At 64.4% G+C, this 1,947-nt stretch carries 2 protein-coding genes and 1 pseudogene; 2 read left to right on the forward strand and 1 reads right to left on the reverse strand.

The annotated features are described in order from the left end of the window. Nucleotides 1-720, forward strand: a 720-nt coding sequence (locus tag EP26_RS30685; protein WP_211259642.1) for a Na+/H+ antiporter NhaA, incomplete at its 5' end; no start/stop codon positions are given. A gap of 60 nt (nt 721-780) precedes the next feature. Next, nucleotides 781-909, forward strand: a complete 129-nt coding sequence (locus EP26_RS38425) for a hypothetical protein (protein WP_281177177.1) — start codon at nt 781-783, stop codon at nt 907-909. 597 nt (nt 910-1,506) lie between these two features. Here EP26_RS38425 and EP26_RS30690 read toward each other — a convergent pair. Further along, a pseudogene (locus EP26_RS30690) lies at nt 1,507-1,947 on the reverse strand (transposase); the annotation flags it as partial.

Raw genomic sequence — 1,947 nt, forward strand, 5'->3', positions numbered from 1 at the left:
GAAGGCCAAGCCATTCGCCTGGACCAGGCCTGCCGACACCATCCTCGGCACGCTGGCCAGGCTACCTGCACCTTCCGTTTGAGTCAGTGCACTAGCCGAGCCGGCATCACCCGGCTCTGGCTCTACCTGCTACTGGGTGTGGCCCTCTGGTTCTTCGTGCTGCGCTCGGGAGTGCACGCCACCATCGCAGGAGTGGTGCTGGCCTTCACCATACCCTTGCGTGCCACACCCGGCCGGCCGGACGAGCCCGACATCTCGCCGCTGCACCGTCTCGAGCACGGGCTGCATATTTGGGTGACCTTCCTGATCGTTCCAATCTTCGGCTTCGCCAATGCCGGAGTCTCCTTCGCTGGCCTCACCGCCGACAAGCTGGTGGACGACCTGACGCCCGGTGTGGCCCTCGGCCTGCTGGTGGGCAAGCTGGTTGGGGTATTCGGCAGCGCCTATCTGACCATCCGGCTTGGCTTCGCCGACATGCCGATGGGCGCCGGAAAGTTGCAATTCCTCGGGGTCTCCCTGCTCTGTGGCATCGGCTTCACCATGAGCCTGTTCATCGGGATGCTGGCCTTCGCAAGCCATCCGGTACTCCAGGACGAGGTGAAGATCGGAATCCTCGGAGGCTCGATCCTGGCCGGACTGGCGGGCTACACCGTCCTGCGCTTCGCGCCGCGGGAGATACCGGCGCCTGCTGTGCATCTCCATAGCGCCAAGCCCTGGTAGGTTTGATCCGGGTCACCCGCGGTGGCGTTGACCGCGGGTGCAAGGAGGAGGGAACCCAGCATGATGGGCCAATCCGACGCGGACATGCTCGCCATCCTCAGGCAACACGGCGTGGTCGTCCGCCACGCCAAGCAGGAATTCCGCGGGCCGCGGCTCGTCTTGAGCCGTCTTTCGACCTCGGCGGCGTAGACGTGTTCTCCCCAGCCTCCTTCGGCCGCTACACCTATTTCCGCAGGGGCCGCGTCGTTTCACTCGAGCACATCGGCCGCTTTCGCCCGGTTGGGCCCGAGATGGCCATCGGCGACGGCAAGCACCCGACTGAATTCCTTAGCACGCATTCGTTCCAGTACGGGGCTGCCTCTGGCTTCGACTTCTGCCCGAAGCCCATTCCTTCATCGCCATCTGCCATCTACCGCCCGAGGTGCTGAAATCCCCGCCGGTGATCGGCATGGCGTATGAATTGACGTCCGCGTAACGACCGCGGGGGGTACGGATGGAGGAAGCTGCCTGTGTGCTCCGCAACGCTCCGACCGGAGATGAAAACCGGCACCTATCAACGTATTCAACGGCTCCAAGCCCGAAGCGCGGCACAAACACCCATCGAAGGCGCATCCGCGCACGACCATTCCAAGAATAGCCGCATCGAGCAAATTACCGGTTTTCCCTCACCACCTCATTATAGGGCTCGTTAAAGCACATGCCTCTATCTTTTTACTATTGATTATTCTTGCTCTGCGCGCCTGGAGGGATGGTAGATTGAGGCGCGGCGCCGACAGCTAAGAACGCCTAACAGAACCACCGTTGGACGAAGCGCCAGGCGATAATGGCTGAGGCGAGGGTGAGGAAGGCGGAGTGGATGTCGGCGCGGCGCTCGTAGCGGGTGGCCAAGGCGCCGGAACTGGCTGAACCAGGCCAGGGTGCGCTCCACGACCCACCTGTGCCGCCCCAACTTGGCGCTGCTCTCGATGCCGCGACGGGCGATCCGGGGCTGAACGTGGCGGCGGGTCAGGGCCCGTCGGCATCGGCGGTGATCGTAGGCCTTATCGGCATGCAGCTTGGCCGGTCGCTGTCGGGGCCTGCCCCAGGGCTGCCGGATCGGTGGCACGGCATCGACCACCTCCTCCAGCATCATGCTGTCGAGGGCGGCGCGCCGAAAGTCGATGGCGTTGCGCCGTCCAAGCCGGTCGAGGAGTGCACGCTGGAGGCGGTCCCAGACGCCCGCCTCCT

The organism is Belnapia moabensis DSM 16746 (assembly GCF_000745835.1).
Taxonomy (GTDB): Bacteria; Pseudomonadota; Alphaproteobacteria; order Acetobacterales; family Acetobacteraceae; genus Belnapia; species Belnapia moabensis.

Excerpts from the sequence above, each read along its gene's own strand:
- EP26_RS38425 (WP_281177177.1), top strand. The coding sequence starts at position 781 with ATGATGGGCCAATCCGACGCGGACATGCTCGCCATCCTCAGGCAACAC.